This is a genomic window from Ligilactobacillus sp. 110_WCHN (assembly GCF_030518115.1).
GTDB lineage: Bacteria > Bacillota > Bacilli > Lactobacillales > Lactobacillaceae > Ligilactobacillus > Ligilactobacillus aviarius_C.
Map to the genome: position 1 here is coordinate 25,973 of NZ_JAULLI010000013.1, position 25,021 is coordinate 50,993.

Here is a 25,021-nt window from a genome sequence, read left to right on the forward strand (position 1 = left end):
CATTAATCTTCTTTAACTTGAACTGCTTCTTTTCCAAATAATTTCTGGGCCTCCGCAACGATCGGCGGTTGAGCCGGTTCTTCGTCTTGCGAATCAGCCGCGTTGTTTCCCGCTGGGGCTGTTGGTTGGGCGTTTGTCTTTTCAACCTTCCGCTTTGCAAGGTAATCTTTCCGAATTTTTAACCATTGTTCATTTGGTAAGAAAAGTAAACTTAAATCTTGATCCACAAGCCGACTTAAGCCATTAGTCAGTGCATCCTGAAGTTCGCGGTCATCAATGGCTTTTTGGCAAAGGTACGGGTATTCAAATCCAATCACGACACCCTCTGAACTTGCTGCTACCGGTCTGCTGACACTCATAATTGCCCGTTGCGGAACCGTCAGCATATTGACTAAATCGCCCCAAACTTGTTGGAACCGATTCAAATCTGCCCGGGTAGCGTTCCCCAAGACTTCATTAACCTTTTCGTAGTTGACCTTAACTTCTTTAACCTTTGTCTGGTTCGTTGAAACCACTTGCCGCCGAGCAGGCCGGGCTGCTTGTGGTTGGGTCTGCTGCAAACTGTTGATTTGATCTTGAAGCTGTTGGATCCGATTCATTAACCGGTCGATCTGGGCTTGATCCGCACTGATTGTCGGTTGGGCATTGGCTTGAGAAACTTGCGGTTGATTTTTAAGCTGACTCAGCTTAACCGTCAAAACTTCCAGGTAAACCGTTGGGTGCGACGTATACCGCATGTTTTCCTGCTGTTCATTTAAAATATTGATCATTTGATAAACTGTTTCCGGTTCAATTTCTTGCGCAAACTTCTTGAAGTCTTCATCCAGCATTCCAAGTTCCGTTTCCTCAAGCATTGCTGGAGATTGTTGATAAAGTAATAAATCCCGGCAATATTCCACCAAGTCTTCCACAATTCGGGAAGCATCCTTGCCGTCTTGAACCAACTTGTGGATCATTTCCAATGCTTCCGGCGTCTTTTGATCCACAACCGCCTGTAAGTAATTCAAAAGATCCGTTTTCGTCACGCTGCCCGTTACCAGCAATGCATTCTCCAGCGTAACGTTATTTTCACCAAACGAAATAACCTGATCAAGAATGCTTAACGCATCCCGCATTCCGCCTTCTGCAGCCTTGGCGATCACCTTTAACGCCGCATCTTCATACTGGATATCCTTTTGATTCAAGATGTATTCCATCCGTTTTAGAATCGTTGCTGAAGTAATGCGCTTAAAGTCAAACCGTTGTGTTCGTGAAATGATCGTTGCCGGAATCTTGTGCGGTTCCGTGGTTGCCAAAATAAACACAACATTGGCCGGCGGTTCCTCAAGGGTTTTCAACAGAGCATTAAATGCGCCCGTGGATAACATGTGAACTTCATCAATGATGTAGACCTTATAGTCGGCCTGAGTTGGAGCATATTTAACCTTATCACGGATATCACGGATCTCTTCGACCCCGTTGTTTGAGGCCGCATCAATTTCAAGCACATCATTCAAACTGCCGTTTGTGATGGCTTTACAAATTTCGCATTCGTTGCATGGTTCACCGTTTTCCTGGTGGTGACAGTTAATTGCCTTGGCAAAGATCTTCGCTGTCGACGTTTTCCCGGTTCCCCGGGGACCAGTAAACAAATATGCATGGGACGTTTGATTCGTCATCACTGCATTGCGAAGAGTTTTAGTGATCATTTCCTGTCCCACAACATCTTCAAAACGTTGCGGCCGCCATGTTCGATACAAAGCTTGATATGCCATGAAAGGTTCCTCCTATCAATAAATTTCTAAAAAAAATCTCCCGATCCCTAAGACCGAGAGTTCAAATTCATATCAACTTAAGACACATACCGAACAGAACTTAGTGCTGCTTCCTTCCGGACCTGACACGATTCGTTAAGACGATATTGTCTTAAGGCCTTACGGCAATTAATATGATACCGTAACTCCACTAAAAATTCCAGTCTTTTTTATGATTTTTTTCGGGCCTGTGCAAAAAACGACTTCAAAAGTTTCAAACTTTGTTCCTGCAGCAAGCCCTTGTGGATAATTGCTTGATGATTCAACCGCGGATCATTCAACAGGTTATCAAGTGTTCCAGCCATTCCCGCCTTTTCGTCGGCCGCGGCATAATAAACTTCCGGAATCCGGGCGTTTAAAATTGCTCCCGTACACATTGGGCATGGTTCCAAGGTAACATATAACGTACAGTCTTCAAGCCGCCAGCTTTGAAGGGCCTGATTGGCCATTTGAATTGCCCGGATCTCCGCATGGTCCGTCGCCAATTTGGAGTGTTCGCGGTAATTAAATCCGCGACCAATGATTTGATCGTCCTTCACAATTACACAGCCAATCGGGATCTCCCCAATTGTAGCTGCTTGCTGTGCTTCATGCAGGGCAGCCTGCATAAATTGCGCGTGCTTTTCTTCCATTTTATGATTCCTTTTGACTTTGCAAGATTTGGTATCCCTTATTGCGGGCAATCATCTGACAGTTTCCAAAAACTTCTTCCATTTTCTTTTTCGCAGACGGGGCGCCCTGCTTCTTTTGAATTACCACGGTTAACGTTCCGCCTGCCTGAAGGTGATCAAATGCCCCTTCAAGAATTTGGTGAACAATTTTCTTGCCCGCCCGAATCGGCGGATTCGAAACAATTGCTTGATAATCTGTCTTATCCACCTGGGCATAAACGTCGGATGCAAAAATATCCACATTGTTGATTTCATTTAATGTCGCATTTTCCTTAGCAAGGTCAAGTGCCAGATGGTTGACGTCGACCATTTCAACCGTTAATTGCGGATAACATTTTGCAAGTGCCAATCCAATCGGACCATACCCACAACCGACATCAAGGACCGTTCCTTGAAGATTTTCAAACATTCCCGTTGCTTCCAATGCATCCAACAGGGTGCGGGAACCAAAATCAACCGTGCGTTTTGAAAAAACCCCATTATCAGTCACAAAATGAAATTCATTTCCTAATAAATTAAAATTCCACCGCCGTTCCTGATGCTCAACATCTGGGTGTTCTGAATAGTAATAATTTGTCAAAATTTTCCGTCCTTTCTCTTTGTTTTTATGATACGAATTTTTAAAATTAAAAGCAAACCCTTTGATGACGCGATTCCTGAATATCCACCATATATATGCTTATCAAATTGTTAAACAACTACATATTGTATTATTTTCTCAAAAGTGTATACTTACATCACGTACACGAAATTAACGGAAAGAGAGACATCCAGATGAATTTAGTTTTATATACAAAAAACAACTGCATCCAATGCAAAATGACCAAACGCTTCTTAGAACAAAACAATATTACCTTTGAAGAACACAACATTTCAGAAGAACCTGAATATGTTGATTACTTAAAAGAAAAAGGATTTCAAAGTGTTCCCGTCCTTGAAAACAATTCAGAACCAATCATTAACGGCTTCCGGCCAGACCAATTAAAGGAACTTGTTGCTGCTAACTAAACCCTCACAGAAAGCAGGCGATCATCTTGGGAATTAAAGACATCGATATCAGCAATGTAACCTACTATGACTTAAATAACCAGATCAACATTCCCGTAAATAATAAAATTCCATTGGAAAAAGATAAGGAAGCTTTACAAGCCTTCCTTAAAGAGAATGTTGAACCAAACACCAAACGCTTCTCTTCATTAGAGGAACGTTTTAAATTTCTCATCGAAAATGACTACATCGAAAAAGAATTTGTTGAAAAGTACGATTTTGAATTTATCAAGAAACTGTATGCCTACCTTGAAGACCAACATTTCGAATTTCAATCATTCATGGCCGCTTACAAATTCTTCAATCAATATGCTTTAAAAACAAACGATGGCAATTATTACCTTGAAACTTATGAGGATAAAATTGCAATGAACGCCCTTTACATGGCAAACGGCGATGAAGACCTTGCAATGCAGCTTGCCGATGAATTGATCCATCAACGGTACCAACCTGCAACCCCAACGTTCTTGAATGTCGGGCGGAAACGCCGGGGAGAATTCGTATCCTGCTTCTTACTTCAACCAACTGATGATATGAATTCGATCGGCCGGTGCATTAACTCTGCATTGCAGCTTTCAAAAATCGGCGGCGGCGTTGGAATTACGTTGAACAATCTCCGCGGTGCTGGAGCTCCAATTAAAGGAATCGAAAACGCGGCTTCGGGAGTTGTTCCGGTAATGAAACTTTTGGAAGACAGTTTTTCTTACTCAAACCAACTCGGCCAACGTCAAGGGGCCGGCGTGGTTTACTTAAGCGTCTTCCACCCCGACATCATCGAATTTTTAGCAACTAAACGTGAAAATGCCGATGAAAAGGTTCGGATGAAGACCCTCTCCCTTGGGGTAATTGTTCCTGATAAGTTTTATGAATTAGTTCAACAAGACGCCGACATGTACTTATTTGAACCATATGACGTTGAAAAGGAATACGGCGTTCCATTCTCATACGTTGACATTACCAAGGAATATGACAACTTAGTCAATAATCCAAAGATTCATAAAAAGAAGATCAAGGCCCGGGAACTTGAAGAGGAAATCAGTAAGCTTCAACAAGAATCCGGCTACCCGTACATCGTCAATATCGATACTATGAACCGGGCTAATCCCGTTGACGGTAAAATCATCATGAGCAATCTCTGCTCAGAAATTGCCCAAATTCAGCGGCCATCAAAGATCAACGACCTTCAAGAATACGAAGTTCTTGGATCCGATATCAGTTGTAATTTAGGATCGACCAACATCGTCAACTTGATGGCTTCACCTGATTTCGGCAAGTCCGTTGAAACCATGATGCGGGCATTAACATTCGTTTCTGACCAAGGAAACGCCAAGGTCGTCCCGTCGATTTATGAAGGCAACAAGTTAAGCCACTCAGTTGGATTAGGGGCAATGGGGCTGCACGCTTTCTTAGCCAAGAACCACATTCAATACGGTTCGCCGGAATCAATTGAATTCACCAATGTCTACTTCATGTTATTAAATTACTGGACGTTGGTTGCTTCAAACAAGATTGCCAAGGAACGGCAAGAAACGTTCTTTGAATTTGAAAAGAGTGCATATGCTGACGGTTCATACTTTGACAAGTACATTAACCAAGATTGGGGTCCAACAAGCGATCGCGTTAAGGAATTGTTCGCCGGGATTTTTATTCCAACTAAAGAAGATTGGGCTCAATTAAAAGAAAACGTCATGCGTGATGGTTTGTATAATGCTTACCGGATGGCGGTTGCTCCAACCGGTTCAATTTCATACGTTGGCAACACGACTGCTTCCCTTCAACCAATCATTCAAAAGGTCGAAGAACGGCAAGAAGGTAAAATTGGGAAGGTCTACTACCCGGCTGCTTACCTTTCAACCGATACAATGCCATATTACAAATCCGCGTATGACTTAGATATGCGGAAGATGATCGACGTCTACGCTGCAGCTCAAGAGCACGTTGACCAGTCAATCTCAATTACCTTGTACTTTAAGTCAACGATTGCTGAAGGCCTGTACCCATGGAAGGACGGCCGTACAGATAAGATGACGACCCGCGATCTGTCGATCATCCGGAACTACGCATGGCATAAGGGAATCAAGAGTTTATACTACGTCAGAACATATACTGACGACGGCTCAGAAGCATTCAGTGTGAATGAATGTGAAAGCTGTTCAATCTAACATTCTTTTTAGGGGAAGAAAGGAATTTATTTTATGAAAATCAACATTTTATTTACCTCAATTGAAGGCAACACACGGGCATTTATTGAAAAGTTAAAAGACTATGCTGAAGCTCATCGGCCGGACGACACGATCAACGCAAAGGAGATCAGTGAAGCCGATCCGTTTGATGACGAAACTGAAGATTATTTTGTTTTCGTTCCAACCTACCTTGATGGCGGCAACGGAATTGATAACGGCGTTAAGGAATTAATGACGAATGCTTTAGGGGAATACATTGATTATGGCGATAATGCTGCTCACTGTTTAGGAGTTATTGGTTCAGGAAACCGGAATTTTAACCAGCAGTTCTGTTTGACTGCTCGCCGGTACGCCCAACAATTCAACGTTCCGTTTCTCGATACATATGAACTTCGGGGGACCAGCCGCGATGTGGAACGGATCTATCAAACAATGCTTGACGTTTTAGCATAGGAAAGTGAGGAAATTTCTGATGAGCAATAATTACAAAGCAATCAACTGGAATAAGATCGATGACGCAATTGATAAAGCAACGTGGGAAAAATTAACGGAACAGTTTTGGCTTGATACCCGGATTCCGGTTTCAAACGACTTGAAGGATTGGCACCAACTTGATGACGATCACAAGTACCTTGTTGGCCATGTCTTTGGCGGCTTGACTTTGCTTGACACCGTTCAATCCCAGGATGGAATGGCATCATTAAGACGGCACGTTCGCACGCAACATGAAACAGCCGTTTTAAATAACATTCAATTCATGGAATCAGTACATGCCAAAAGTTACTCAACGATTTTTTCAACGTTGAATACTCCGGACGAAATTGACGAAATCTTCCAATGGAGTGATTCTGAAGAATTTCTTCAAAACAAAGCCAAATGGATCAGCGATATTTATAACGATACGGCTGAAGATCCGTTGAAACAAAAGGTTGCGAATGTTTTTCTTGAAACATGTCTTTTCTATTCGGGATTCTACACTCCCCTTTACTACTTGGGCCACAACCAATTGCCCAACACCGCTGAAATCATCAAATTGATTTTACGGGATGAATCTGTTCACGGAACATACATCGGCTACAAGTTCCAACTTGGATTAAAGGAACGCGGCGAAAATGAACAGCAACAAATGAAGGACTGGTTGTATGACTTCTTGATGAAACTTTACGAAAACGAAGAAAAGTACACCCACCTTCTTTACGATCCAGTTGGCTGGACGGAAGACGTATTGACCTTTGTCCGGTATAACGCAAATAAAGCGTTAATGAACCTCGGTCAAGATCCGCTCTTCCCTGATACAGCCGAAGACGTTGAACCAACCGTCATTAACGGAATTTCAACAACCACATCGAACCATGATTTCTTCTCTCAGGTCGGCAATGGCTATCGTCTTGGGGAAGTTGAAGCCATGACCAATGAAGATTACGAAAAATGGGCAAATGATGACCCTGAAAAATAAAAGCGAGGAATATTTTATGCAATCAAAGGAAGTTACAACGTTTCATAATATCATGCGGTTTAAAAAGGAAAATGCCAGTTCAGGACTGATCGATATTGATCACCTGTACATCGATCTTTCAAACGAGAATCAAAATGAATGTTTCATTCAAAACACAGCAAAACAGATTCTCAAAGATCATCTGTGGTATACCGGCGTCCAGTTTAAACTTAAGGGTGACCAGCAAATTCGTGATTTTATAATTGATCACTACCCACAAATTGCCCATGCAATTCAGCAACTTGACCCGCTTGTCGTTGCCAAGGATGAACAAGCAAATGATCAAAATGCAACTCAACTCTCAAAATGGCTTAAAGTCAATGATTTTCTTGCTGTTCAACTTGCCCGGATCAAGGTCGAAGATGTCGAAGAACCGTTTATTAAGTAAAATAAATAAAAAATCGATGATGGATTTTTCATCATCGATTTTTTTTGCTCTTATTCATTTTAAGCCAGTCTAAATATGCCTTTTCACGCCGAAATTGCCCGGGTAAGAATCAAATAGTGGCCATATTCATTATTGATTTGTTCTTGATTCTGAAATAGCATTTGCCTTCGTTCTTTCAAATGCTTTAATTTTTGATTATGCAAATCAAACTCTTTTTCAAAAATTTCAGATAATAAAGGAGAATGACGATCAGCAATACAGTATAGTTTGACCGATGTTAAATCATCATTTTTAAGATTGATTGATTCACTAAACCATTGATTAAGCTTTTCAATTCCATTCTTTGTAATCTGATAATTAATGACTTTAAGATTTGATGAACCTTTTCGAACTTCAATATCGCCTTCTTCAAGCATTCGTTGAAGCTCAGGATAAAGCTGACTGTGCGATACACTCCAAAATTCGCTGATTTCATTCTTGAATTCTTTAATCATATCTCGCCCAGACATTGATCCATTTTTATTCAGTAATCCTAAAATAATAAATGGTAATACACGTGGTCGTGGCACTTTGATTCTCCTTTAATTATTTTTTAATCCGTTTATAGTTTGAATCGTAATACTTTCCAGCCCGAATATCATCTGTCATTCCTTTATACGGAGCTTCGGCAATCACATCCTCATTATTTTGACCTGCATCACCCATGTAAGTAATCGTTGCAAATTCAGGAACTAATAATTTTGGATAAGTCTCATATTTTTCCCGGGCTTCCTCCATTACATCAATGTGTTCATTTTGGAAAGTAACCGTGATTTCTGGATGTTCTTCAACCCATTTGGGGAAGAAAATTGTTCCATGCATTTTCTTTTCGTTGGGCATAAAGTCAAGCGCCACATCTGTTCCAGTTGGTTCAGTCCAAGTGATCTTATAAACGCCTTCAGTCAACATTACAATATCAGCTTCTTGGTCTTTAACCCAACGACCAGCAACCATTCCCCCATGAATCCGATAATCAACTGTGTGATCATTTTTGGCATACCATTCATATTCCCAACCATTGTCATATGTATAAATAAAATGAGTTCCTAAAAAATCATCAAGGGTTTTAAATTGTCTTTCCATTTTGCTTCTCCTTCATCTTATATCGTTATCGACACAAATATTATATCAAGTTTTAAAATACTTTTTAAAACAAAAAAAGAAGCACTGCATGTACAATGCTTCTCTTTCATAGTTATTGTTGCAAGAACTTCGGTGCCAAGACCGTAAATTTCTCTGGTTTTCGCTTCTGATTTACAACCATTACCAACTGCAACATCGTAATTGCAATTGAGCTTCGTTTCCGGTAAGTCGTATATTTTGAATGCCATTCATTCGCATATTTGTTCTTAAATGACTTTAATCCTTGGAAACCATATAACTTATACCCGTATTCATAAATGAAATGGGCAACCCGTTCTTCAATAAAACTGTACTTTGAATCCCCAACGTTAGATAACGGGGCCATTCCAAGGTCGAAGTACTTATAGCCATTTTCCTGACCGTACTTGAAAAGTTCAATAAAGACCTTGTCCATGATTCCCGATGGGGCGTCGCTTCGATGCCGCATCAAATCAATCGACAACGTGTCCTTTTCCATTGGCATTAAGGTCGCAAATGATACTAACTTTCCGTCTTTATCGCGAACAATTGCAACCGGTGCGCGTTGAATATAACTTTCATCAAAGAATCCAAGGGAGAAGCCCTTTTCGTTCCGGCTGCCTAGCCAACTATCAGAAACTTCCTTTAATTCGGTCATTAATTCTTCGCTAAACGGCGGTTCAACTATTGAAAACTCGTAGCCTTCGCGTTCGAACTTGTTCATTAAAGCCCGCTGTGCCCGTTGTTTCTTTCCGCTCAACGTAAACTTATCAAGTTCAACGTAACCTTCTTCCCCGGTCTTGATAAAGTCAAAACCAAACTCGTGAAGGATCATCGTTAACTTCGAATTAATTTCGTAGAATACTAACTGATAACCATATTTATCCGATAGTGAAACTAATTCCCGCACCGCGTCCTTCAAATACCGCTGATTTCCGACCGGTTCGCCCATAATGATAATTTTATCAGCTTTGATCTGGTACATCAGGTAAAGCTGATCTTCATTATCTTTTTGGAAAATGTAAATAAACTTATCTTTTAAGTAAGCAAGATGACTAACTTCATTCCCGCCGTATTGGTCAATGATTGCCTTAATGCGCTCTTCAGGGAATTTCATTTGATTAAACGGATCTTTCCCCTTCGTAAAGTAATTCATCATGACTAACAAAATCAAGCCGGCAATGATCATTCCAACTAATCCGTACAGCCAAACTTGCTGATCAGGGAAAATCAAACCAGCTGGGATCCGGTGATGGTGATGTTGATGCGGCCGGTTTAAGATTCCGACTAACATGTAGAGCAAGAACGCTCCTCCGAACATCAACATGCTTAAGACCGTACTTTCAAATGAAAACTGCATCTTTTCCCGGTATAATTCTTTGCGTGAAAGCACAATGCAAATCATTACAAAGACCAAGAAAATTGCCAGGGTCGGGGTATACTCTTTCCACAACGTGTTCACAATCCCAATTGCCAAAATAATCAACGTTGGAACATACGCTTTGCGTTGCTTAAGTTGAATTGCCCGCGCCATTCCCAACAACAGGAACGCAAACAAAATATTCGTCATCTGATTCAGGAAGAAGAACGTATACGGCATAAACTTCATCAAAATTGAATTTGAGAAGGTAAAGTTCGGCAACGCAGATTCAAGTAACATGAAGATTCCTGAAAAGTACATAAATAACGTTACCAACCCATGGGCAACCTTTTGAATAACTGATTGCGGGATTCCATCAAAGTTTTCATTGATTTGATGACCCATATCATGGACGAAGAAAACGCCTCCTAAAATAAACGGAACAATGTAATAAAACAGCCGGAAGAAGAGAATCCAAACGACCGCCAATTCACTTGAAACTCCTAAGTGGGTCAATTCCAAAATCATGAACACATCAAATGAGCCTAATCCACCCGGAACCATTGAAATAATCCCTAAGATTTCAGCAATGATGTACAACGGGATAACATCGATCAACTTGATGTGAATCCCCATCAAGGCACCGATCACAAGGAAGAATAAGGCCGCACAGCCCCATTCAACCGTTGACCCAATAATCAATGCAAATTCACGTTTCCACGTTAAATCCTTGAAGAATTCATTATCTTTGAACTTCGTAATAAAGAATAAAACTGGAAAGTACAATCCGCCGGCCAGCAGCCAAATCGAATACTTATGGAAAATTGCTTCTGATGGAATGGCAAACATCATTACCAATGAGATCCAACAAAAAATTGAAAGCCCGGCTAACAGGAACAATGCAATTTTGGAGATTGCATATAAAATTTCCTTTTTACTTGCTCCGTCTTTATAAAAGTTTGCCCGCAGCGTCGCTCCAAGTAAACCGCCAAAGCCCGCAACGTTGGTAAACGTATTTGTTACCCACCCGCTGCGCGCAATGTATCCGGTTGAAAAATCACCCGGTAAAAACTTAACAATGACAAAGTCATAAATCAACATTGGTAAGACCGCAATCAAACCGCAAACCAACATTGCGATAATGACAACGGGCGATTGATCTGAAAGGGCTTCGCCAACTTGATGCCAATTTAATTGATGAAAAATTCTTCCGATTTCAGTAAAAACAAACAGTAATACTGAAAGGATGAAAACCATTTTCAGCAACGTGGCATGTTTTTCATAAAAATCTTTTACTCGCGTAAATGCTTTTCGCATTATCGCTCCTCCTTAATCTTAAACAGTCCTAATTAAAATAATATAATAAGTTCGTTTTTGATAAAAGGAAAAAAGAGAAATCTCTTCTGAATTAAAAACTATTTTTAAAAATTCCAACAAAAAAAAGGAGGATGGAAATCCATCCTCCTTGAAGACACGCTCTTAATTATTTAAGAGTAACCTTTGCGCCAACTTCTTCAAGTTTAGCCTTCATGTCTTCTGCTTCGTCCTTAGCAACGCCTTCCTTGATTACTGAAGGAGCGTCATCAACTAAGCCCTTAGCATCTTTCAAGCCAAGACCTGTAATGTCCTTAACAGCCTTGATTACCTTAACCTTAGCTGAACCTGCGTCTGTTAATTCAACGTCGAATTCTGACTTTTCAGCAGCGCCGTCTGCACCTGCTGCACCTGCAGCAGCAACTGGAGCAGCAGCTGAAACACCAAATTCATCTTCGATAGCTTTTACTAAGTCGTTTAATTCAAGAATGCTAGCTTCTTTTAAGTCAGCAATGATCTTTTCTGTATCTAATGCCATTTTATTTTCCTCCGAAATTTAAAAATTATTTTTAATTAATTATTCTGCATCTGCTTCTGCGTCAGCACCTTCGTCCTTGCTATCTGCAACAGCCTTAACAGCATATGCAAAGTTGCGGACTGGTGCTTGTAATACAGAGAGTAACATTGAAAGCAAACCTTCGCGATCTGGAAGTTTTGATAAAGCGTTGATTTCGTCTAATGATGAAACCTTACCTTCAATCATGCCACCCTTGATTTCAAGGTTTTCGTGATCTTCAGCAAACTTAACCAAAATCCGTGCTGGAGCTGTAACATCTTCTTCAGAGAAGCAAACAGCTGTTGGACCTGCAAATACGTCATCTAAGCCTTCAATTTCAGCCTTAGCTACGGCACGCTTTAAGTATGTGTTCTTAATAACGCGCATTTCAACTCCGGCTTCACGTAATTGTTTACGTAAGTCTGTAACTTCTTCAACAGTTAAACCACGATAGTCAACAACAACGTTTGAGACTGAGTTTTTGAACTTGTCAGCAACTTCGTCAACGATCGCAGCCTTCTTAGCGATAATTTCTTTAACCATGTTTTCACCTCCTAGTTGTAGATTAGAGTAATAAAAAACTCTATGTCTACACTAAGACATAGAGAAAGAACCGTATTCTCCTCGGCAGGATTTTGAGGCTTGCGCCACCTGAGTCTTAGGTAGAACTATTATCAACATTTTTAGTTTATCATAACCGGTCTTACCGGTCAATTACTTTTTTATTTAAGAGTGTTAACGTCGATTGTAACACTTGGTCCGAATGTTGAAGCAACTGATAAGTGCTTGATGTATGTTCCCTTAACGGCAGCTGGACGAGCCTTAGCAATTACTTCGTAAATTGCCATGAAGTTTTCGTTTAATGCCTTGGCATCAAATGAAACCTTACCAACTGGAACGTGAACGTTACCATCACGGTCTGTCCGGTATGTTACTTGACCTGATTTAGCGTCTGTAACGGCCTTCTTAACATCCATTGTAACTGTACCAGTCTTTGGGTTTGGCATTAAGCCTTTAGGACCAAGAACTCGACCTAAACGACCTACTTGAGCCATCATGTCTGGGGTTGCGATTGCAACGTCAAAGTCTAACCAGCCATCTTGGATCCGTTGTGCCAAATCGTCGTCACCAACAACATCTGCACCGGCATCCTTAGCTTCTTGAGCTTTAGGACCCTTAGCAAATACGATAACTTTTTGGTCTTTACCTGTACCGTTTGGTAAAACCATTGCGCCCCGTAATTGTTGGTCAGCTTGCTTTGTATCAAGGTTTAAGTTAAATGCAGCTTCAACAGTTGCATCAAAGTTAGCAAAGTCGATCTTCTTAACTAATTCAAGGGCTTCTTCTGATGTGTAGCTCTTGTCAGCTTCAACTTGCTTTGCAGCTTCTAAATATTTCTTGCTTTTCTTTTTAGCCATTAGTGTTTTCCTCCTTGCAAAATGTGGTCATCGGATAAACCTCCCACTTGACATCTTTACTTTCGCAAAGTGTCCGACTGAGAAGCATGTTAGTTATGCTTAGTCTTTAACAACAAAGCCCATGCTCCGTGCAGTACCTTCAATCATGCGCATAGCAGCTTCAACGTCTGCAGCGTTTAGATCTTGCATCTTTGTTTCAGCGATTTCCTTAACTTGGTCTTTTGTAACTGTTGCGACCTTCTTTGTGTTAGGTTCGCCTGAGCCTTTTTGTACACCAGCAGCCTTCTTAAGTAATACTGAAGCAGGTGGTGTCTTTGTAATGAAGTCGAATGAACGGTCTTCATATACATTGATAACAACAGGAATAATCATGCCAGCTTGGTCAGCTGTCCGTGCATTAAATTCCTTTGTGAATCCCATAATGTTGATACCTGCTTGTCCTAAAGCTGGACCTACAGGAGGAGCTGGAGTTGCTTTTCCAGCAGGAATTTGTAACTTAACTACGTTTACTACATTCTTTGCCACGGTAAAAACCTCCTCTTCCGTGTGTGGTTCGGATGGCCATTTAGATTTGACCTCCCACTAAGTATGTGTAAAACATACTTTTAAAATATACCACAAAAAAAGTTTCAGTGCAATGGTCTGCACTGAAACTTATGCTTTTAAACAATGACTGTAATCGCAGCCGCAGCGATGATCAAAATCAAGCCACCAACCGTAACTGCCATTTCACGATGCGTTTTCTTCTGTCCCAAAAACCAGATTCCGGTTAACGTTGCTAAAACAACGGACGTCTGTGACAAGATAAAACCGGTTGCCAGTCCATTCATATTCGGTTGTGCCGAAATTAAATATGTAAGGGCCGCAAACGCAAAGAAAAATCCTGAAATAATTTGCTTATACGTTACTTTTTGAGCAAACGGATTGCCTTGTTTTCGAACCAAAGTAATGATTCCATAAATCACCCCGACAATTACCATTCCAATCGCTTGCGGCAAGAAAGCTTGTTTGCCGTTAATGCTTGCTGCTTGCGGAGCGGCTGAGTAAGCCCAATATCCAATTTCACCGATCAGCAAAACAATAACGGCTTTGCGCAAAGAATTACTGTCTTCCTTGGTTTTATGCTCACTCCAGACTGTCATCCAAGCACCGAGAATAATTACCGCCAAAGCAACAAAACCAACAACCTTATCGACCATCGTTGGCCAATCGCCAAGCGCAACGACGCCCCAAAGCGAAGCTCCTAAAAGTTGAAAAGCAGTTGTAACTGGCATTGCCCGCGAAGACCCGATCAACGTAAATGAATAAAAGGTGATCACTTGCGCCACTGCCCATCCAATTCCCGAAAGGATCGCCAGCAGCAGGTCTTTACCCTGAGGAAAGCCTAAATGCTCGAGCTGATTATAAACAATCGCAAAAATTAACGTTCCAATCGTTGATCCAAGAATTTGATTTACGGGTTTGCCGCCAAATTTGGATGCAATTGTCGGATAAATTCCCCATCCAATCAACGGCCCTAATCCAATTAAAATCGCAACTAACTTCATTGAATTTCACTCCATTTCAATTCCTTTATTAGTGAGTTAAAAACTTGCCGATAATTTGATCGACCTGTTCGTTTTCATGTAAAAGACTATGTTCAGCCTGTTTCCCACGAATAATATACTCCTGATATTGCCGCCGAACATCCCTGACCAAATAACGTAATGACAGCGCCGAATTGACCGAAACCTGACCATCAGAAAAAGTTCCGTTCTGCAAATTTCCCGCGATGTTTAGGAAACGAATGTCTGCGGGCATCCCAATATTATTGACTTTCATCCACCGGTAAAGCGGCGACATTTCAACCGGCCCCGTTGTCGTTAACGGATGATCTTCAATGTACGGCGTTCGCTTACCAACTTCAAGGTCATTGAACGGAGCGCCAATCGTAACCACCCGTTTGACCTTCGAATTCCGTTCATCATATCCATATTGATTCAAATACATTAAAACCGATACGCATCCCATCGAATGGGCAACCAGGTTCACATGCGGAATCCCATAATTTGTCTTCAACTGGTTCAATAATTTCCAGATCCATTTAACTTGATGGGCAACATTATCGCGGTTTTCTAAAAATAAAACTTGGATCAATGAATGCGGCCGGCCCCAAAAATAAATCTGACCGGTGCGCGAAATGATCACGATACATGACTTCTCTCCCCAGTGGTTTTTCGCAAACCGTTTCAACATCTTGCGAAAAGAAAAATACGTTCCCGAATAACCATGAATGAAAAGCGTTGGTTCTTGAACTCGCATTTTTATCAATTCTTTCTATTTCTTAATAAAAATGAGGTTGTTTCCGCAACCTCATCCATTATAGTTAATCTTAAAACTGAATCTCAAATTAAACGATCTTGTCGATTTCATCAAAACCAACTTCAACGTTTGTTTCATGACCCATCATTAAGATGTTCCCTTTGATCTTCATCTTTTCGCCATCAACTTCAGTTACTTTAATTACTTGACCTTTAAATGGTCCATCGATAATTGCAACCGAATCACCCACATTGACCTTAAAGTCTTGATGACGGGTACTCATGCCAAGGCCATGTAAAATTGTTTGGATTTCTGAATCCAATAATGGTGCTGGCTTGCTTCCTGAACCGTGAGAACCAACAAATCCGGTAACCCCTGGGGTATTCCGGACAACGTACCATGATTGATCCGTCATTACCATTTCAACTAACACGTAGCCAGGGAAGGTCTTTAACGTTTCGATCTTTTCCTTCCCCGTCTTGGTTGTTTCATGCTTTTCTTCTTCCGGAACAACTACGCGAAAAATGTAGTCTTCCATTCCCATTGATTGGGCTCGTGATTCAAGGTTTGTCTTGACCTTGTTTTCATATCCAGAGTATGTGTGCAAAACATACCACTTTTTTTCTGATGTTTCTGCCATTGTAATCCTTCCATTCATCATTAATTCAGTTAATTTCAAAGCAAAATAAAAAAACCTCGCAAAGCGAAGGTTCTTTCAACTAACGTTAGTATAACAAACTTTTCTGCGTTTGACTAGATAAAGGAAATCAAACCTTGAATTGCAGCATCAATGACTGCAAAAAAGATAATCAAGAGAATTGACATTGTAACAACCGTTGATGTATCCTTCCGGGTTTCACGGGCATTTTCCCACGTTGTATCCTTCATTGTTTGAATAACTTCTTTAAAAAATTTCAACGTTCTCGCTCCTTTATTTCGTTTCTCGGTGAAGAGTATGTTTATTACAGTATTTACAGAATTTCTTTACTTCAAGGCGTTCAGTCCGGTTCGGATTCTCAGTAATCGTATAGTTCCGTGAACCGCAAACTGAACAAGCTAATGCAATTTTACGTTTTGAAGACATAATTCTCTCCTTCTAAAATCTCAAGATAACTATACAATTAATTCTTTGCACGTGTCAAATTATTCTGAAAGTTCATCCCGCAATTGCGCAAGTTTTTCCAATTGCTGCTCATCCCACGGACTTTTTCGAACCGTTGACTGAATTTGATAATTTTTCGTTGCTTCACTGACTTTTCGCCGGGCATGCTTAATGTCCTGATATAATTCCCATGCCGGCTTCCGAAGCGCTCCTTGTGAAAAGATCGTCCATTGTTCGGCCTGATCACTGGTTGCGACTGTTACCTGCGTCAATGGTGAAAAGAGCCTTCCAGCCAAAGATTCAATATAACTGTCAGCGGTCTGCCCTTCATCCGTCCAAATGATCGTTAAGTCATATTGTTGATAGCTTTTTGAAAGTCCCGGAACGTACATCGCGTCAAACACAACAATGATCTCCATGTCCATTTGCTTGCGATAATTCGAAAGAACTTTCAATAACTGATCACGCGCATCTTCTAACCGGTCAGCCTTCTTTAACTTATCAAGCTGCGGCCAGTTGCCGATCATATTATAGGCATCCACAATTAAAATCCGCTTTTTCATCGGTTATTCTCCTCGCGATGAAAATGCTTGATACATCAATAAACTAGCAGCCACACTGGCATTTAAACTTTGAACATGCCCCACCATCGGAATCGTCAGCATTTCATCACATTCCTTTTTCAAAAGCGGTGAAATTCCTTTTCCTTCATTTCCAATGACCATTGCCGTCGGTCCCTTAGCACTCCACTTCCGGAAATCTTGGCCTTTCATATCCGTTCCAAAGACCCATACTCCGCGTTCCTTTAACTGCTTTACGGTTTGAACTAAATTGGTGACCCGTGCTACTGGAACGTATTCAATGGCGCCGGTTGAAGTCTTCGCAACCGTTGACGTTAATTGAACTGCCCGGCGCTTGGGGATAATAATCCCATGAATGCCGGCTGCATCTGCGGTCCGTAAAATCGATCCTAAATTGTGCGGGTCTTCGATCCCATCAAGAATCAAGAAAAGCGGATCTTCATTGCGCTTGGCAGCCCGCGCAAATAAATCATCAACCGTTGCATATTCAAATGGCGAAACCGTTAAAACAACGCCTTGGTGATTTTGATTATTGCTCAGTTGATCCAGCTTAGTTTTCGGAACTTGGGAAACAATGATTCCCTTTTGTTTTGCCCGAGTCACGATTTCAGCGATGGCATCTGAGTTTGAGCCCGCCTGGACAAAAACCTTATTGATCGTCTGGCCCGACTTGAGGGCTGCCATTGCGGGGTGCCGCCCGATCACCATGTCATTTGTATTACTTTGAGCCACTTAAATTTTCCTCCTCAACCGTTTTAATACACCATGCTGCTATTTCATCTAACCGATCCTTTTGTTCACTTAAATATAAGTAGCCGAAAAGGGCTTCAAATCCCGTCGAGATCCGATAAGTCATCACCGATGTGTTTTTGGCTGATGTATGACTTTTCGCATTCCGGCCGCGCTTAAAATACTCTTGTTCTTCTTCTGTCAGAAGGTGTTGATCTTCCATTCGTCCGACCAAAAACGCTTGGGCCTTTGCCGAAACATACCGGGTTGCGATATGGTGCAACTTAGTTGGTTTGGTAAGTCCCTTTTGAAGCAAATGCTGCCGGACATACACTTCATAAATTGCGTCGCCAATATACGCAAGCGCAATTCCGTTCATCTGATTATAATCTGCAATTGCCATTATTCTCTTCTCCACCGTGTTCCTTGCGCAGTATCTTCAAGAATGATTCCTTGGCACTTCAATTCATCCCGAATTTCATCACTGCGGGCATAGTCTTTATTTGCCCGGGCTTCGGTTCGTTCTTGAATCAACTTTTCAATTTCTTCATCTAGTAATTCCTGTTTCGGCATCTTGATTCCGATAATTTGGGTCAATGCTTCAAACTTCGCCAACATTGCCTTGGCAAGATCCTTTGAAACCTGCTCCTTTTCAGCGTAAACATTCATTAACTTAGCAAATTCATAGAGCGAAGTCATCGCATTTTGAACGTTAAAATCATCGTCCATTGCCTTTTCATAGTCGTTGACCAATTGTTCAAATTGTTGCTGAACCGCTTCATCAACTGAGATTTCACTGGCATCCTTCATCCGGTAATCAAGGTTTCGGTAAGCCGTTGTCAACTTTTCAAGGTTTGTCTTGGCTTCGGCAAGGTTTTCTTCTGTATATTGAACTGGCCGCCGATAATGCGTTGTTGCCATAAAGAACCGAATTACTTGCGGATCGACCTTCTTTACCAGGTCATGAACCGTAACAAAGTTTCCCAGCGATTTGCTCATTTTTTCGTTTTCCTTGCCGATCGTTACGAACCCGTTATGCATCCAGTAATTAACAAATTTATGTCCTGTCTTGGATTCACTTTGGGCAATTTCATTTTCATGATGTGGAAATTCAAGGTCAGCCCCGCCAGCATGAATATCGATCGTGTCTTCGAGATACTTAGTTGCCATCACCGAGCATTCAATGTGCCATCCCGGACGGCCCTTTCCCCACGGTGAATCCCAGGCAATCTCACCCGGTTTGGCCTTTTTCCAAAGAGCAAAGTCAAGCGGATCACGCTTTTTGGCTTGTTCTTCATCCGTTACCCGTTCGCTTGCGCCCTGTTCAAGGTCGTTGATCGATTGGCCTGAAAGTCTCCCGTAAGTCTTAAACTCGCGGGTTTTAAAGTACACATCACCGTCAACAGCATAGGCAGCGCCTTTTTGAACTAATTCGTTAATAAACGCAATGATCTCATCCATATTTTCCATTACGCGCGGATTTAACGTTGCCCGTTTAACGTTTAACGCATCAATATCTTCATAAAATGCTTTGATGTATTTATCTGCTAATTCAGGGACTGTCATTCCAGTTTCCTGACTTGCCTTGATCAGCTTATCATCAACATCCGTGAAGTTTGAAACGTACTGAACATCAAAGCCCTTGTATTCTAAATACCGGCGAACAGTATCAAACGCAACCACACTCCGGGCGTTACCGATATGAATGTAGTTGTAAACGGTTGGCCCGCAAACATACATCATGACCTTGCCCGGGTGGATCGGCTTAAATTCTTCTTTTTGATTAATTAATGTATTGTAAATCTGCATTTTGCTCTCCTGTACACAAAAGAGGGTGACAATGTCCGCCCTCTTTTATCAAATATTTGCCTTCACTAAGCACCAATTTCCTTTAATGTTTGTTCAAGGTGCTTCAATGCCTTTTCCCGTCCAAGCAATTCAATTGATGGTGCGAGGTCCGGACCGTGCATTGCGCGCGTTGTGGCAATTCGAATCGGCATGTATAATTGCCGTCCGCGAATCTTGGTTTCCTTTTGAATTGCTTTGATCGTGTTTTGAATTTCAGTTGCATCAAAAATTGGCAGCTTCTTTACGCGTTCTGCAAATTCTTTTAATACAACCGGTGCCGTTTCAACTGCAAGTTCTTCCTTAGCAGCATCATCCAGCTTATCTGGTTCACTGAAGAAAACATCAGCCATTTCAACGATTTGACCCGTGTATGACATTTGTTGTTTGTATAAGCTTGTCAATTGACGTGCCCATTCGATCTTCATTGTGTCTGGGTTTTCTTCGACCTTACCTGCCTTGATCAATTGCTTCAATGCCGAATCAGCAATTACGTCTGAGTTTGCAGCCTTGACGTACTGGTTGTTGATCCATTCAAGTTTCTTAATATCAAAAGCAGCAGGTGACTTGCTTAACCGGTTTGGATCAAACATCTTGATGAATTCCCGTTGGTTAAAGATTTCTGATTCGCCAACTGGTGACCAGCCTAACAATGTAATGAAGTTAAACATTGCATCTGGTAAGTAACCAAGTGAACGGTATTGTTCAATAAATTGAAGAACCGTTTCATCCCGCTTACTTAACTTCTTCCCGGTTTCTGAATTAATGATCAATGACATGTGACCAAATTGAGGAGCTTCCCATCCAAAGGCTTCGTAAACAACCAATTGCTTTGGTGTATTAGCAACGTGGTCGTCACCCCGCAAAACGTGGGTGATTTCCATCATGTGATCGTCAACAACAACCGCAAAGTTGTAAGTTGGCATTCCGTCCCGTTTTTGAATGACAAAGTCGCCGCCAATCGTGTCTGATTGGAAACTGATGTGGCCCTTTACGATGTCATCCCATTCATATGTCTTGTTGTGCGGAACGTGAATCCGAATAACCGGCTTGATGCCCTTTGCCCGTGCAGCTTCTTGACTTGCCTTGATTTCGTCATCCGACATTCCTTCATATTCATAAACATACCGGGGAGCTTCGCCACGTGCCTTTTGTTCTTCACGTTGCTTTTCAAGTTCTTCTTCGGTCATGTATGATTCATATGCTAAGCCCTTATCAAGCAATTCTTGAATTAATGGCTGATAAATGTCTTTCCGTTCTGATTGACGATATGGACCATACTTCCCTGGCTTGTCTGGACCTTCATCCCAGTCGATTCCAAGCCACTTTAAGTTTTCCATTTGGCTCTTTTCACCATCAGCAACATTCCGTTTTGTATCAGTGTCTTCGATCCGTAAAACGAAAGTTCCTTTGTTATGCCGAGCAAAAAGATAGTTAAACAATGCTGTTCGAGCATTTCCAATGTGTAAGTGTCCTGTTGGACTTGGTGCGTAACGCACTCTGACTTTATTCTTAGCCATTAATAGCGCCTCTTCCTTGTTATTTTTATCTAAAGCTGCAACAAACCGCGATCACGCTTTGCCGTTCTTATTTATAAATATTTACCGTTTAATTTTACAATGAAATCTTAAAAAAATAAATGCTTCATCATTAATTATCATTTTTTTCATTCAGTTCGCGTTTGGAATGAGCCAATTTCGCAAAGATCATTCGACCGGCATCCGTTTGAATTGCACTTGTAACCTCAACTTCAACCATTTTATTCATGAAGAATTTTCCGTCTTCAACCACGATCATCGTTCCATCGTCAAGGTATGCAACCCCTTGTTGCCGTTCAGTCCCGTTTTTGATGATCGTGACCTGTAATTTTTCACCCGGAATGACCCGCGGTTTCAATGACTTCGCTAACTGATTGATATTCAAGACCCGCACGTTTTGAAACTCGCTGACCTTGTTTAAATTATAATCGTTCGTAATGATCTCAGCGTCCATCAGTTTCGCCAGTTTGATCAACTTACTATCAACTTCTTGAATATCATCAAAATCGCCATCATACATTTCAATTGGGACAATTTTTTCAGCCCGTAATTTATTCAAAATGTCCAGGCCGCGCCGACCGCGAACCCGCTTGATACTATCACCGGAATCAGCAATGTATTGAAGCTCATATAATACAAAGTTGGGCACGACCAGAGTTCCTTCAAGAAAACCGGTTTTGGCCAGATCATAGATTCGCCCATCGATCAAAATGTTGGTATCCAGTAATTTATAGTGGTAAAAATTCTGTCCGGCCTTGCGTTCCAAAACCGTTCCATCCGGTGAATTTTTTTCCTTCTTTTTGCGATTAAAAAGATTCCGGAATTCCAGCGTCCGCGAACGACCGACCACAAAACCGAGATACCCCAATAAAATTAAAATTGCAATCGGCAAAAAGGCATTCACGAAAAGCGAATGCGACCGCGTCAGTGGGGTCGTAATCAAAAAGCCCAAAATCAACGCTAAAATAATCGCGATTACTTCTGAAAGCAAACTATCTGTTTGCTGGTGTAGTAAATTCTCTTCAATCCGATCGATTATCCGGTCAAATGGATCAACAAGCAAAAATGAAAGCAACGTAAAGACGATCAATCCAATCATCATATCCATTGGCGCATTTGCCAACCACGGATTGTGAATATGAAATGTTGCCCAAACTGCCGGCAAGAATGAATATCCGGCACCGATTCCTAAAATCATTAATGCAATGCGAATCAACTTTTTCCGCATAATCTCACCTTCTTCCTATCTGAAAACCATTTTCAATGTTTCCGCAAGGGTTTGAACCCCCACAACTTGAATATTATCTGGAATCTGCCAGCCATCAAGATTATTCTTCGGAATAAAAACACGTTTGAAACCCAGTTTGGCGGCTTCAGCAACCCGTTGTTCGATGCGGTTAACCCGCCGAACTTCCCCCGTTAATCCGAGTTCACCAATAAAACAATCTGTCGGCGACGTTTCTGCATCACGGTAGCTGGAAACAATACTGATTGCAATTGAAAGGTCAATCGCCGGTTCATCAAGTTTCACTCCGCCGGCCGCTTTCAAATATGCATCCTGATTTTGTAACAACAGACCGGCCCGCTTTTCAAGCACCGCCATGATCAAAGCCACGCGGTTATGATCAAGCCCCGTTGTTGTTCGTTTAGCATTTCCAAAAGCCGTTGGGGTTACCAGGGCTTGGATCTCAACTAAAATCGGGCGCGTTCCTTCAAGCGAAACGACCACCGAGGAACCAGTTGCACCACGGAGCCGCTCTTCAAGAAAAACTTCAGATGGGTTCGCAACTTCAACCAGGCCACCCTGTTTCATTTCAAAAATTCCGATTTCATTTGTCGAACCAAACCGGTTTTTAACTGCTCGTAAAATCCGATAAGCCCGGTGCTGGTCGCCTTCAAAATAAAGCACCGTGTCAACCATGTGTTCCAAAATTTTCGGACCAGCAATTGCGCCGCCTTTGGTAACGTGACCAACAACAAAAACCGTTACGCCGTTCGTTTTCGCGATTTTCATCAAATCGGATGTTACTTCACGAATCTGGGCAACGCTGCCGACTGCCGAAGTCATCTCCGGCTCCTGCATGGTTTGAACCGAATCAATAATGACATAATCTGGTTTTAACTCTTCGATATTTTGCCGAATACGATCCATATTCGTTTCTGGATACAGGTAAAAGTTATTACCGCCGACACCCAGCCGGTTAGCCCGTAATTTGATCTGAACTGCACTTTCTTCACCTGAAACATACAGTACCTTTTGGGTTTGAGCCAATTGGCCGGAAACTTGCAACAACAACGTTGACTTCCCAATCCCAGGATCCCCACCGATCAGCACAAGGGAGCCCGGAACCACGCCGCCGCCAAGCACCCGGTTAAATTCCTCATATTGCGTTTTGACCCGCGGCGTTTCCGAAGTTGAAACTTCATCGATCAGTTGCGGTTTAACTTCGTTGCCTGCAAATGTCATGTGAGGTTTCTGCTTAATTGCTGACGGCTGTTCTTTAACCTCTTCAATTAAGGAATTCCATGCCCCGCAATTCGGACACCGACCAAGATAACGGGGGGAAACATACCCGCATTCCTGACATACATACTGTGTTTTTGCTTTTGCCATTTTCAATCATCCTATTTATTTTCCTGATGAACCAAAGCCTCCGGTCCGTTTCATTTGCGGAGCTTGTTCATTATCACTTGTTAAATATGGAATAAAAATTCCTTGACCAAGCCGTTCACCCTTTTTGATCACTTGATCGCGGACCCCAAAATTCACTAATTGGAAGAAAATTTCGCCTTCGTTATTTGCATTGCCGTAATAATCGGCATCCACGATTCCAACCCCGTTGGGAAGAACGATGCCGTGCTTTAATGGTGAACTTGAACGGTTCGCCAACATCAAAAATTCATCATCGCCCATATAAGCCTTGATCCCCGTTGGAACAAGGTATGGTTTCAAAACATGATTGGCATCTTCATAATCTTGATCAGTAAGGGACTTTTGCTCCCGTAATGCTTTAAAAATTTTAACAAAATTCAATTTCCAAATGCTTGGAAGAACAAAATCTTCGGCTGCACAAAAGTCATAGCCGGCAGCATGCTGAGTTGCTCTTTGCGGCAACGTCAGCCCTGCATTTTGATAACGTGAAACAACTTCAAAACCACGATTCATAGTAATTCTCCTCTGCTCATTCTTATTTATTAATCATACCATTAAAAACTTGAATATGGATAACTTTATTGGCGCGAATATGCTAAACTTTATGGTAAGTGGAGGTTAAATTATGGAAACGATTTGGAATGAAAATGAACTGATCTACCAGGAGAACGATGAAATGATCGCTAATCTTGGATTCCGTCATTTTTCACCTTCATCCCTCTATGTTATTGAACGGGTGTGGGTCAAAGATGACCAAAGTTTGAAAATTAAATTAATTCAGGACTTTATTCAGCACTTCAAAGCCGATGATCTGCAAATTATCCCGCTTTGGCCTGAAGCCCTTGAATTTTTCAACCACCATCCTGAATTTAATTCATATTTAGCCAAACCACTTCACTCAATTTAA

At 41.6% G+C, this 25,021-nt stretch carries 29 protein-coding genes, 1 other RNA gene and 1 other annotated feature; of the genes, 6 read left to right on the forward strand and 24 right to left on the reverse strand.

All coding sequences use genetic code 11. The annotated features are described in order from the left end of the window. Positions 1-2 precede the first annotated feature (2 nt). The 4 genes from dnaX to Q3C15_RS05730 all read right to left on the reverse strand — a co-directional run bounded on the left by dnaX (position 3) and on the right by Q3C15_RS05730 (position 3,044). Positions 3-1,754, reverse strand: a complete 1,752-nt coding sequence (gene dnaX / locus Q3C15_RS05715) for a DNA polymerase III subunit gamma/tau (RefSeq protein ID WP_302704613.1) — start codon at positions 1,752-1,754, stop codon at positions 3-5. 63 nt (positions 1,755-1,817) lie between these two features. After that, an RNA gene (gene ffs / locus Q3C15_RS05720) (signal recognition particle sRNA small type) lies at positions 1,818-1,917 on the reverse strand. Positions 1,918-1,963: 46 nt separating this feature from the next. Beyond that, positions 1,964-2,425, reverse strand: a complete 462-nt coding sequence (locus Q3C15_RS05725; RefSeq protein ID WP_064208453.1) for a nucleoside deaminase — start codon at positions 2,423-2,425, stop codon at positions 1,964-1,966. A 1-nt stretch (position 2,426) separates the two neighbouring features. Further along, positions 2,427-3,044 carry a class I SAM-dependent methyltransferase gene (locus tag Q3C15_RS05730; protein WP_302704614.1) on the reverse strand — a complete coding sequence of 206 codons (618 nt, stop codon included), beginning with the start codon at positions 3,042-3,044 and terminating at the stop codon, positions 2,427-2,429. A gap of 194 nt (positions 3,045-3,238) precedes the next feature. Here Q3C15_RS05730 and nrdH point away from each other — a divergent pair, with 194 nt between their 5' ends. The 5 genes from nrdH to Q3C15_RS05755 are packed head-to-tail and all read left to right on the forward strand — an operon-like array spanning position 3,239 to position 7,577. Continuing rightward, positions 3,239-3,472: a glutaredoxin-like protein NrdH gene (nrdH, locus tag Q3C15_RS05735; protein WP_057826775.1), complete on the forward strand. Its 234-nt coding sequence runs from the start codon at positions 3,239-3,241 to the stop codon at positions 3,470-3,472. Positions 3,473-3,498: 26 nt separating this feature from the next. Beyond that, on the forward strand, positions 3,499-5,673 hold the full coding sequence (gene nrdE, locus Q3C15_RS05740; protein WP_283579977.1) for a class 1b ribonucleoside-diphosphate reductase subunit alpha: 2,175 nt from the start codon (positions 3,499-3,501) through the stop codon (positions 5,671-5,673). Between the two features lie 33 nt (positions 5,674-5,706). Next, positions 5,707-6,147 (forward strand): class Ib ribonucleoside-diphosphate reductase assembly flavoprotein NrdI, encoded by a 441-nt coding sequence (gene nrdI / locus Q3C15_RS05745; protein ID WP_064208450.1) that lies wholly within the window; start codon positions 5,707-5,709, stop codon positions 6,145-6,147. Positions 6,148-6,166: 19 nt separating this feature from the next. Beyond that, positions 6,167-7,150 (forward strand): class 1b ribonucleoside-diphosphate reductase subunit beta, encoded by a 984-nt coding sequence (gene nrdF / locus Q3C15_RS05750; RefSeq protein ID WP_057826778.1) that lies wholly within the window; start codon positions 6,167-6,169, stop codon positions 7,148-7,150. Positions 7,151-7,166: 16 nt separating this feature from the next. Beyond that, complete coding sequence (locus tag Q3C15_RS05755; RefSeq protein WP_283580813.1) at positions 7,167-7,577, forward strand: hypothetical protein; 411 nt, start codon at positions 7,167-7,169, stop codon at positions 7,575-7,577. Between the two features lie 83 nt (positions 7,578-7,660). Here the strand turns inward: Q3C15_RS05755 and Q3C15_RS05760 are convergent, their stop codons facing one another. The 20 genes from Q3C15_RS05760 to Q3C15_RS05855 form a co-directional block, all read right to left on the reverse strand. Continuing rightward, on the reverse strand, positions 7,661-8,146 hold the full coding sequence (locus tag Q3C15_RS05760; RefSeq protein ID WP_283579974.1) for a PadR family transcriptional regulator: 486 nt from the start codon (positions 8,144-8,146) through the stop codon (positions 7,661-7,663). A gap of 16 nt (positions 8,147-8,162) precedes the next feature. Then, positions 8,163-8,699 (reverse strand): phenolic acid decarboxylase, encoded by a 537-nt coding sequence (locus Q3C15_RS05765; RefSeq protein WP_064208448.1) that lies wholly within the window; start codon positions 8,697-8,699, stop codon positions 8,163-8,165. Between the two features lie 112 nt (positions 8,700-8,811). Further along, on the reverse strand, positions 8,812-11,394 hold the full coding sequence (mprF, locus tag Q3C15_RS05770; RefSeq protein WP_283579973.1) for a bifunctional lysylphosphatidylglycerol flippase/synthetase MprF: 2,583 nt from the start codon (positions 11,392-11,394) through the stop codon (positions 8,812-8,814). Between the two features lie 166 nt (positions 11,395-11,560). Beyond that, a complete protein-coding gene (rplL, locus tag Q3C15_RS05775; protein ID WP_057826783.1) occupies positions 11,561-11,929 on the reverse strand; it encodes a 50S ribosomal protein L7/L12 in 369 nt (122 codons plus the stop codon). A gap of 39 nt (positions 11,930-11,968) precedes the next feature. Next, the gene (rplJ, locus tag Q3C15_RS05780; protein WP_064208593.1) at positions 11,969-12,490 is read right to left on the reverse strand and encodes a 50S ribosomal protein L10; all 522 of its coding nucleotides are present in this window, start codon (positions 12,488-12,490) and stop codon (positions 11,969-11,971) included. A gap of 22 nt (positions 12,491-12,512) precedes the next feature. Continuing rightward, positions 12,513-12,628, reverse strand: a sequence feature (ribosomal protein L10 leader region). Between the two features lie 41 nt (positions 12,629-12,669). Beyond that, a complete protein-coding gene (gene rplA, locus Q3C15_RS05785; RefSeq protein ID WP_057826785.1) occupies positions 12,670-13,365 on the reverse strand; it encodes a 50S ribosomal protein L1 in 696 nt (231 codons plus the stop codon). Between the two features lie 99 nt (positions 13,366-13,464). Next, entirely contained in the window at positions 13,465-13,890 is a 426-nt protein-coding gene (rplK, locus tag Q3C15_RS05790; protein WP_057826786.1) for a 50S ribosomal protein L11, read from the reverse strand. A gap of 137 nt (positions 13,891-14,027) precedes the next feature. Continuing rightward, positions 14,028-14,912, reverse strand: coding sequence for a ribose/proton symporter RbsU (locus tag Q3C15_RS05795; RefSeq protein WP_302704615.1), 885 nt, complete (start codon positions 14,910-14,912; stop codon positions 14,028-14,030). A 28-nt stretch (positions 14,913-14,940) separates the two neighbouring features. Then, positions 14,941-15,666 carry an alpha/beta fold hydrolase gene (locus tag Q3C15_RS05800; protein WP_283579971.1) on the reverse strand — a complete coding sequence of 242 codons (726 nt, stop codon included), beginning with the start codon at positions 15,664-15,666 and terminating at the stop codon, positions 14,941-14,943. An 88-nt stretch (positions 15,667-15,754) separates the two neighbouring features. Continuing rightward, positions 15,755-16,306 carry a transcription termination/antitermination protein NusG gene (gene nusG / locus Q3C15_RS05805; RefSeq protein WP_204779241.1) on the reverse strand — a complete coding sequence of 184 codons (552 nt, stop codon included), beginning with the start codon at positions 16,304-16,306 and terminating at the stop codon, positions 15,755-15,757. A gap of 113 nt (positions 16,307-16,419) precedes the next feature. Beyond that, a complete protein-coding gene (gene secE, locus Q3C15_RS05810) occupies positions 16,420-16,584 on the reverse strand; it encodes a preprotein translocase subunit SecE (protein ID WP_289554988.1) in 165 nt (54 codons plus the stop codon). A gap of 13 nt (positions 16,585-16,597) precedes the next feature. After that, positions 16,598-16,750 carry a 50S ribosomal protein L33 gene (rpmG, locus tag Q3C15_RS05815; RefSeq protein WP_057826791.1) on the reverse strand — a complete coding sequence of 51 codons (153 nt, stop codon included), beginning with the start codon at positions 16,748-16,750 and terminating at the stop codon, positions 16,598-16,600. A gap of 59 nt (positions 16,751-16,809) precedes the next feature. Further along, positions 16,810-17,331 (reverse strand): NYN domain-containing protein, encoded by a 522-nt coding sequence (locus Q3C15_RS05820; RefSeq protein WP_278852253.1) that lies wholly within the window; start codon positions 17,329-17,331, stop codon positions 16,810-16,812. A 3-nt stretch (positions 17,332-17,334) separates the two neighbouring features. Next, positions 17,335-18,057, reverse strand: a complete 723-nt coding sequence (gene rlmB / locus Q3C15_RS05825; RefSeq protein ID WP_064215206.1) for a 23S rRNA (guanosine(2251)-2'-O)-methyltransferase RlmB — start codon at positions 18,055-18,057, stop codon at positions 17,335-17,337. A 10-nt stretch (positions 18,058-18,067) separates the two neighbouring features. Then, positions 18,068-18,481, reverse strand: coding sequence for a Mini-ribonuclease 3 (locus Q3C15_RS05830; RefSeq protein ID WP_086427368.1), 414 nt, complete (start codon positions 18,479-18,481; stop codon positions 18,068-18,070). Next, positions 18,481-19,887 (reverse strand): cysteine--tRNA ligase, encoded by a 1,407-nt coding sequence (gene cysS, locus Q3C15_RS05835; protein WP_278852256.1) that lies wholly within the window; start codon positions 19,885-19,887, stop codon positions 18,481-18,483. Before cysS ends, Q3C15_RS05830 begins: the two co-directional genes overlap by 1 nt. Before the next feature lie 65 nt (positions 19,888-19,952). Then, positions 19,953-21,443: a glutamate--tRNA ligase gene (gltX, locus tag Q3C15_RS05840; protein ID WP_057826794.1), complete on the reverse strand. Its 1,491-nt coding sequence runs from the start codon at positions 21,441-21,443 to the stop codon at positions 19,953-19,955. 130 nt (positions 21,444-21,573) lie between these two features. Further along, positions 21,574-22,689, reverse strand: coding sequence for a PIN/TRAM domain-containing protein (locus tag Q3C15_RS05845; RefSeq protein WP_283579968.1), 1,116 nt, complete (start codon positions 22,687-22,689; stop codon positions 21,574-21,576). 15 nt (positions 22,690-22,704) lie between these two features. Next, positions 22,705-24,075: a DNA repair protein RadA gene (radA, locus tag Q3C15_RS05850; protein ID WP_302704616.1), complete on the reverse strand. Its 1,371-nt coding sequence runs from the start codon at positions 24,073-24,075 to the stop codon at positions 22,705-22,707. Between the two features lie 15 nt (positions 24,076-24,090). Further along, a complete protein-coding gene (locus tag Q3C15_RS05855) occupies positions 24,091-24,627 on the reverse strand; it encodes a dUTP diphosphatase (RefSeq protein WP_302704617.1) in 537 nt (178 codons plus the stop codon). A 112-nt stretch (positions 24,628-24,739) separates the two neighbouring features. Here Q3C15_RS05855 and Q3C15_RS05860 point away from each other — a divergent pair, with 112 nt between their 5' ends. After that, positions 24,740-25,021 (forward strand): hypothetical protein, encoded by a 282-nt coding sequence (locus Q3C15_RS05860; protein ID WP_283579966.1) that lies wholly within the window; start codon positions 24,740-24,742, stop codon positions 25,019-25,021.

What these genes read in the sequence shown, in the direction of transcription:
- dnaX (WP_302704613.1), bottom strand. Translation starts at nt 1,754, where the DNA reads ATGGCATATCAAGCTTTGTATCGAACATGGCGGCCGCAACGTTTTGAA.
- Q3C15_RS05725 (WP_064208453.1), bottom strand. Translation starts at nt 2,425, where the DNA reads ATGGAAGAAAAGCACGCGCAATTTATGCAGGCTGCCCTGCATGAAGCA.
- nrdH (WP_057826775.1), top strand. Translation starts at nt 3,239, where the DNA reads ATGAATTTAGTTTTATATACAAAAAACAACTGCATCCAATGCAAAATG.
- nrdI (WP_064208450.1), top strand. Translation starts at nt 5,707, where the DNA reads ATGAAAATCAACATTTTATTTACCTCAATTGAAGGCAACACACGGGCA.
- nrdF (WP_057826778.1), top strand. Translation starts at nt 6,167, where the DNA reads ATGAGCAATAATTACAAAGCAATCAACTGGAATAAGATCGATGACGCA.
- Q3C15_RS05755 (WP_283580813.1), top strand. Translation starts at nt 7,167, where the DNA reads ATGCAATCAAAGGAAGTTACAACGTTTCATAATATCATGCGGTTTAAA.
- Q3C15_RS05765 (WP_064208448.1), bottom strand. Translation starts at nt 8,699, where the DNA reads ATGGAAAGACAATTTAAAACCCTTGATGATTTTTTAGGAACTCATTTT.
- mprF (WP_283579973.1), bottom strand. Translation starts at nt 11,394, where the DNA reads ATGCGAAAAGCATTTACGCGAGTAAAAGATTTTTATGAAAAACATGCC.
- rplL (WP_057826783.1), bottom strand. Translation starts at nt 11,929, where the DNA reads ATGGCATTAGATACAGAAAAGATCATTGCTGACTTAAAAGAAGCTAGC.
- rplJ (WP_064208593.1), bottom strand. Translation starts at nt 12,490, where the DNA reads ATGGTTAAAGAAATTATCGCTAAGAAGGCTGCGATCGTTGACGAAGTT.
- rplA (WP_057826785.1), bottom strand. Translation starts at nt 13,365, where the DNA reads ATGGCTAAAAAGAAAAGCAAGAAATATTTAGAAGCTGCAAAGCAAGTT.
- Q3C15_RS05795 (WP_302704615.1), bottom strand. Translation starts at nt 14,912, where the DNA reads ATGAAGTTAGTTGCGATTTTAATTGGATTAGGGCCGTTGATTGGATGG.
- Q3C15_RS05800 (WP_283579971.1), bottom strand. Translation starts at nt 15,666, where the DNA reads ATGCGAGTTCAAGAACCAACGCTTTTCATTCATGGTTATTCGGGAACG.
- nusG (WP_204779241.1), bottom strand. Translation starts at nt 16,306, where the DNA reads ATGGCAGAAACATCAGAAAAAAAGTGGTATGTTTTGCACACATACTCT.
- rpmG (WP_057826791.1), bottom strand. Translation starts at nt 16,750, where the DNA reads ATGTCTTCAAAACGTAAAATTGCATTAGCTTGTTCAGTTTGCGGTTCA.
- Q3C15_RS05820 (WP_278852253.1), bottom strand. Translation starts at nt 17,331, where the DNA reads ATGAAAAAGCGGATTTTAATTGTGGATGCCTATAATATGATCGGCAAC.
- rlmB (WP_064215206.1), bottom strand. Translation starts at nt 18,057, where the DNA reads ATGGTGATCGGGCGGCACCCCGCAATGGCAGCCCTCAAGTCGGGCCAG.
- Q3C15_RS05830 (WP_086427368.1), bottom strand. Translation starts at nt 18,481, where the DNA reads ATGGCAATTGCAGATTATAATCAGATGAACGGAATTGCGCTTGCGTAT.
- cysS (WP_278852256.1), bottom strand. Translation starts at nt 19,887, where the DNA reads ATGCAGATTTACAATACATTAATTAATCAAAAAGAAGAATTTAAGCCG.
- gltX (WP_057826794.1), bottom strand. Translation starts at nt 21,443, where the DNA reads ATGGCTAAGAATAAAGTCAGAGTGCGTTACGCACCAAGTCCAACAGGA.
- Q3C15_RS05845 (WP_283579968.1), bottom strand. Translation starts at nt 22,689, where the DNA reads ATGCGGAAAAAGTTGATTCGCATTGCATTAATGATTTTAGGAATCGGT.
- radA (WP_302704616.1), bottom strand. Translation starts at nt 24,075, where the DNA reads ATGGCAAAAGCAAAAACACAGTATGTATGTCAGGAATGCGGGTATGTT.
- Q3C15_RS05855 (WP_302704617.1), bottom strand. Translation starts at nt 24,627, where the DNA reads ATGAATCGTGGTTTTGAAGTTGTTTCACGTTATCAAAATGCAGGGCTG.
- Q3C15_RS05860 (WP_283579966.1), top strand. Translation starts at nt 24,740, where the DNA reads ATGGAAACGATTTGGAATGAAAATGAACTGATCTACCAGGAGAACGAT.